Annotated in this window: 6 protein-coding genes; 1 reads left to right on the forward strand and 5 read right to left on the reverse strand. The window is 58.6% G+C overall.

Features of this window, described 5'->3' with window-relative positions:
- Positions 1 to 320: 320 nt before the first annotated feature.
- The 4 genes from AC1DUU_RS21980 to AC1DUU_RS21995 all read right to left on the reverse strand — a co-directional run bounded on the left by AC1DUU_RS21980 (position 321) and on the right by AC1DUU_RS21995 (position 3,801).
- Positions 321 to 1,055, reverse strand: coding sequence for an antitoxin Xre/MbcA/ParS-like domain-containing protein (locus tag AC1DUU_RS21980; protein ID WP_476785511.1), 735 nt, complete (start codon positions 1,053 to 1,055; stop codon positions 321 to 323).
- Positions 1,056 to 1,337: 282 nt separating this feature from the next.
- Positions 1,338 to 1,736 (reverse strand): RidA family protein, encoded by a 399-nt coding sequence (locus AC1DUU_RS21985; RefSeq protein WP_476785512.1) that lies wholly within the window; start codon positions 1,734 to 1,736, stop codon positions 1,338 to 1,340.
- A complete protein-coding gene (locus AC1DUU_RS21990) occupies positions 1,733 to 2,584 on the reverse strand; it encodes an SMP-30/gluconolactonase/LRE family protein (RefSeq protein ID WP_476785513.1) in 852 nt (283 codons plus the stop codon). The genes AC1DUU_RS21985 and AC1DUU_RS21990 overlap by 4 nt, the downstream gene beginning before the upstream one ends.
- The gene (locus AC1DUU_RS21995) at positions 2,581 to 3,801 is read right to left on the reverse strand and encodes an aminotransferase-like domain-containing protein (protein ID WP_476785514.1); all 1,221 of its coding nucleotides are present in this window, start codon (positions 3,799 to 3,801) and stop codon (positions 2,581 to 2,583) included. Before AC1DUU_RS21995 ends, AC1DUU_RS21990 begins: the two co-directional genes overlap by 4 nt.
- Before the next feature lie 712 nt (positions 3,802 to 4,513).
- Here AC1DUU_RS21995 and AC1DUU_RS22000 point away from each other — a divergent pair.
- Positions 4,514 to 4,792: an ABC transporter substrate-binding protein gene (locus AC1DUU_RS22000; RefSeq protein ID WP_476785515.1), complete on the forward strand. Its 279-nt coding sequence runs from the start codon at positions 4,514 to 4,516 to the stop codon at positions 4,790 to 4,792.
- 315 nt (positions 4,793 to 5,107) lie between these two features.
- On the opposite strand, the gene AC1DUU_RS22005 is transcribed toward AC1DUU_RS22000, so the two are convergent.
- Positions 5,108 to 5,327 (reverse strand): hypothetical protein (locus tag AC1DUU_RS22005; RefSeq protein ID WP_476785516.1); only part of this gene is annotated, 220 nt, incomplete at its 5' end.

Raw genomic sequence — 5,327 nt, forward strand, 5'->3', positions numbered from 1 at the left:
GGAATCTGTGAACCCCAGCAACAGACGACGCCTTGCAAAGGCATAGCGGGATTTAACAACACCAGTAGCCAGCGCATCGGCGAAAAAGTGAGTGATATTGGCAAGCAATCCGTATTCGGGGCCCGTCGTTTGGGGCCCCTGGTCTTTGCCATACAGAGGCAGGGATGCTTTTTGAGGGGCCTGCCTACCCAATTTCGTGCAGCGCCTTTTGTGCCGAGTCATCGGGTTTCCCCATTGTGAGCGGTCTATTGCCCTCGGTCCCCTACCCGTTCCACTCGCCAGCTTCACACCGTGCTCCGGGCTTTCCAAAGCATGACAATCTATGAAGACGTTTCGCCTCCTAGCGAAAAGGCGCAAGCGGCCGCGGTGACTTCCGCAACACGGTCACGCCTGAGCATCTCGATTGGCACGCAACCATCGAGATCAGCACAAGGGCGGCTTAGCCAATACCAGCTAACACGTGGGTCCGAAATTATAGAAAGTACATCTCGTATCCCAGAAACAGGGCGCCCATCAATGAATTGCGCCAAAGGAAATACGTGCTTGCGACGCCCTGTCCGCAGTGCAATTACTTCATTGCGTCGCTTCCACAAATGCAATGTCGATCTTGGGATACGAAGATTTTCTTCCAGATAGGTCTGACCAGCAACCTGACCTGCCCAATCTTCCATCAACATTGAATCGAGCTCACCACACGGACCATGGGTGTCTCCAGACACGGGCACATACGCGTCGGACTCCACTCCGACGGGGCGCCAAATCGCCGGACTGTCATTCAATGCAAAACGACGGACTGCTTCGGTCGCAATGGCATGGACGACTTTAGACGCCAGATCGGCCAAATGGTTTTGAGCGATACTGTGGGAATGGTCATCGATTGGCGGTAGCATGGAGACCAACGACGCGTCGCGCCCAAAAACTTTTGCCCCTGAGTTAAGCTGATTTGCGCCAAAATCGTTGTCCAAACGCGCTAGGGCCCGATCTATCTCATCGCTGATAAACCTTGCGAAGTCGCCGGTGCTGTTTTCTACCCGGTGTTCAGTCGCGATATTCATTTTGCAACCTCGATGTATCTCTTGACGTAGATCTTGCCTAACGCCTCCGGGTCACCGTTTCCCACTATCGACTGTGAGCCTGTGGCGAGATGCCGATAAGCAAATGCGTGTGGCGAGACCGCAGCATGCCAATACTGTCATAGTCGTAATTGACCTGGACTCGTTTGCAATTCTTGATGCCATAAATGGTAATTGACAAAGTCGAGGAACTAGACCGGTTCGGACTGCGAAGGCAGGCCGCTGAGCTAACCTACCGGCTCGGACAAGTCGATTGAGGCAACTTTACTCTGAAGCCGGGTTGCCAAGCGCGTGACGCCAAGCAACCACTTCGATCTCAACCAGCAGGTCAAGCAGGACCAGCTCGTTGACAATGACGGCCGAAGCCGCCGGCGGATTGTCTGCGAATATGCGGTTCTTGACTGCCGCATAGCCGTGATAGGCGTCGCGGCTGGTGAGGTAGCTACGTACCGACACTACATGATCGAGCTTCAGTCCGGCCTCGGCGAGCGTAGCTTCGATGTTGTGAAAGCACTGTTCGGTCTGACCGGCCGGATCGCCTATGCACACAACCTGCCGGTCCTTCAGAGAGTGCATCACGAAGTCGCCGCAGCCAACGGCCTGGCTCATGCCGGCGAATGCCATATCAGGCGGGTTGAAGCGCTTGGTAGAGGTTTCACTCATTGTCGTTCGGCTCCAGGCGTTGGGGCGCGAGCAACATCGATGCGCCCTCCCCTGAGCTTCACCGTGACTTCGGGATCATGGTGTGGCGCAACGCAGATGAACAGGTCGCGACCATCCTTGCCGCCAAGCTTGCAGGCATAGGGATTGGCGTCGGAGATTTCGACGCAATCGACAATCTCGCCAAACGGACTCACCCTTAGCACGACCTTTTTGTACGGCGAAGCCGCCCAGATATATCCCTCGGCGTCGAGGCAGATACCGTCTGGCACGTGACCCTCTAGTGCGGCAAAAAGACGTCGGTTGGACAGGCTGCCGTCGGCGCCGATGTCGAAGGCGGTCAGACGGGCAGCCATCGACTCTGCGATGACTAGCGTACGGCCGTCGGGCGAAATGACCGCGCCATTCGGGCACATCAAACCATCGGCAGCGACGCCAACTGTACCATCCAGCGCGACCATGGCGAGCACGGTCGGCGCCGGCGCCTGGCCGGCATAAAAGTCAAAGCCAATATTGCCGACATAGGCGCGGCCTTCAGCGTCTACGACCATGTCATTCGAATGAAAAGGGTGGACGCCGGAGAGATCCGCATGCAGCATGAGCCTGCCGTCGCGTCCGCGCCTGAATAGCTTACGGTCGTTCATCGACACGACGAGCAGACTGCCATCGGGCAGCCAGCCCATCCCGGACGGGCCGCCTGAAACGGCGAAGCTGTCACTGCAGGCTCCGTCGCCCTCGAGCACATATACGAGGCCGTCGTGCTGGTCGGCGAACCAGAGTTGGCCGTCATGCCAGCGGGGGCATTCGGGATAGACGAATCCCCGCGCGATCGTACGCGCAGCTAAAGTCATGCCGGAATCCTGGCGCAAGCACTGAGTATCTCGCCCAGCTTCTTGATGCCGCGTTCAATTATGTCCTCGCTGACATGGCTGTAGGCGAGGCGCAGGAACTGGCGGCCGTCGGTCTCGCCCATGAAGCGCTCACCGGGGCGGAAGAAGATGCCTTCCTTGGCCGACATCTCGGCAGCGCGCAGCCAGTCGACGCGTTCGTCGATCTCGAGCCAGAGGTAGAAAGAACCTTGCGGCATGCGGAAGGTGACGTAGTTCCCGCAATAGTCGCGCACGGCGCGCGCCGCCGTCTCGGCCTTGCTTTTGTAAACCTTGTTAACCTGCGCGATGTGCTCGTCTAGCAGGCCCTCGGCGATGTAGGAAGTCATGACGCGGGCGTGCCATTGGCTGACACCGAGGTCCTGACGCACGGCGGCGATGGGTTCGATGGCCGCAGTCGGTCCGGCGACCCAGCCGAGGCGCAGCGCGGGCGCGACGATCTTGGAGAAGCTGCCGCATTGGATGACGCGGTCGTCGGTGTCGAGGCTAAGCAGGGTCGGCAGTTCCTCGCCGGCAAAGCGCAGGTCGCCGTAAACATTGTCCTCAATGATAAGGAAGTCGTGTTCGCTCGCGAGCTTCAGCAGTTGGCGCCGGCGCGGCACGGACATTTCTGTGCAGGTCGGTGTCTGGAAGGTCGGGATGGTATAGACGACCTTGACCCTCTTGCCCTCGGCTTTGACCTTCTCCAGCAGTGCCTCAAGCGAGTCGATGTCCATGCCGTGATCGTCGACCGGCACGGTACGCAAGTCGCCGCCAGCCATCTGCATGAATCGCAGCGCATAGGGGAAGGACGCGGCTTCGGCGACAACGACGTCGCCCGGGTTGACGTAGCCGTTGGCAGCGAGAGCGATGCCCTGCACCGAGCCCGAGGTCAGGATGACGCCGAGCGTGCCAAGTTGCTTGCCCTGGGTGCGCTCGATGCGGTCGGCGATCTCCTTGCGCAGGCCTTTGAAACCGAAAACCAGCTCCTCATAGCCGGTGGCGGGGTCGAAGTAGTCAAGCACCTTGGCGCCATGCTCATCGAGAGCCTTGCGGGCAAGACGCACAAGATCGTCAGTGGGAAAGGTCTCGGGTGCGGCGAGGCCTTGGTCGAAATTGAAGATCGCCGGAACCTCGGGGTCCGGGAAAAACAACGCCGGGCCAGAGCCGGAGAGCTTTGCGCGCAGATGGTCGACTGACATGATTTCTTCCCCCCATGTAGAATTTTCTCAGGCGATCGTCCTGTCCGGACAACCCCGCTTTGGCGGTTACGCTCTTCGATCGTTCTGGTCCGCGTGCTTCACAATACCGTCCAGCGATTGTGCCAGCTGGCGTCGGCCAATCCCAACTGCGCCACTCAGAGCCGCCAGTTGAGTTTGGCCTCCACGAGCTCTGATATTGACTCGAAGGCAAAATCGATCTCGCCCGGCGCAGGCACTGGATACTGGACCCCGCTTGGCAACCAAAGCAGCTATCTCCCCCTTGCAGACCGACCAACATCCCCCGATGGTGCAACCTGACCCGGGCATTACGTATTGCAAACTCGCCATTGGCCTCGTCCGAAAAGACTAGAGGTGCCAGAGACGGCAAGCCCTAGCCGGGCCGTTTCCGTGGAAGCCGTGCGGCGCAGGGACGGCAATACCGGGCATTGGTCCGGCAAGGCTCCATTCGTGCTTGCTTAGATCAATGCCAAACCCACAATTCGATGTCGGTTCGATCATAACCGATCGCATCAGAAGCGGCCGCCATCCCACAATCAAAAATTCGATCGAGCTTGAAACCGTTGCACCCGAAGCTCTTACCGCGTGCTTCGAACGCTTGAGTTAACGAAAAGCGGCTCATCGTCCGACCGGACGATGCGGCAAGCGAGCGGCCGTGACTGGCTGACGATTGGAACAAGCGGAGGAGAAACGCATGAACTTCCAATGGAATACTTCCATTACACGTCGTACGGCCGTCGGAACGGTTTCGGTGGCGGCCTTAGCCCTGTCTGCCGGCATTACGCAGGCCGAAGAGACCATCAAGATCGGCGGCATCATGTCGATGACCGGCGGCGGCGCGTCGATCGGCAAGACGGCCGAAGTGGGCTGGAAGCTGGCCATTGAGGACATCAATGCCGCTGGCGGCATTCTCGGCAAGAAGGCAGAACTGTTTCTCGGTTATCCCCGATTTGTTGGCGGCTCGACAAGCTGAGGCGCTCTCTGAACCGTGTTTTTGACGTGGGGTCAGAAACGACCTGGTATGTTTTTGAGCAGGCTCATTTGGTGCCCCACTCTTCAACCAGCATTTTGCCCTTACAGTTGTGGATAAGAACCCGACTGGAATTCTGTCTTTGGGTGCGAAGGTTCCACGCTTGGGGCAAATCATGATTGTCCCAGGCCATGAAAAAGAGGCGCCTCCCCTCGCCTGATTAGCAGACACGCTTTCGCGGAATGCATTGCGCTCTTCGGTGAGTGGGCTGGTTGATCAGGTCTATTCGTTTTCAACACAGGTCGACGCGCTTCGCACTCACAACGCGGCCCTCCGTGAGGAAAACGAGGCGCTTCGTGGGAAAACACCCGGCTGAAGATCAACAATCAGCTTTTGGGCGATGAGATCGCCGGTTGAAGAACCTGCCGCCATGCCCACCGTTTCGGCCTTGGGCCGTGGACAAGGCGAGCAAGTCGACGACAAGTAGGCCAGCAAGAAAAAGCCGCGCGGCCCGGTAATCCCCCCGCCGAATAACGTG

It is taken from the genome of Aminobacter sp. P4_H6_2, from assembly GCF_056400805.1.

What these genes read in the sequence shown, in the direction of transcription:
- AC1DUU_RS21980 (WP_476785511.1), bottom strand. Translation starts at nt 1,055, where the DNA reads ATGAATATCGCGACTGAACACCGGGTAGAAAACAGCACCGGCGACTTC.
- AC1DUU_RS21995 (WP_476785514.1), bottom strand. Translation starts at nt 3,801, where the DNA reads ATGTCAGTCGACCATCTGCGCGCAAAGCTCTCCGGCTCTGGCCCGGCG.
- AC1DUU_RS21985 (WP_476785512.1), bottom strand. Translation starts at nt 1,736, where the DNA reads ATGAGTGAAACCTCTACCAAGCGCTTCAACCCGCCTGATATGGCATTC.
- AC1DUU_RS21990 (WP_476785513.1), bottom strand. Translation starts at nt 2,584, where the DNA reads ATGACTTTAGCTGCGCGTACGATCGCGCGGGGATTCGTCTATCCCGAA.
- AC1DUU_RS22000 (WP_476785515.1), top strand. Translation starts at nt 4,514, where the DNA reads ATGAACTTCCAATGGAATACTTCCATTACACGTCGTACGGCCGTCGGA.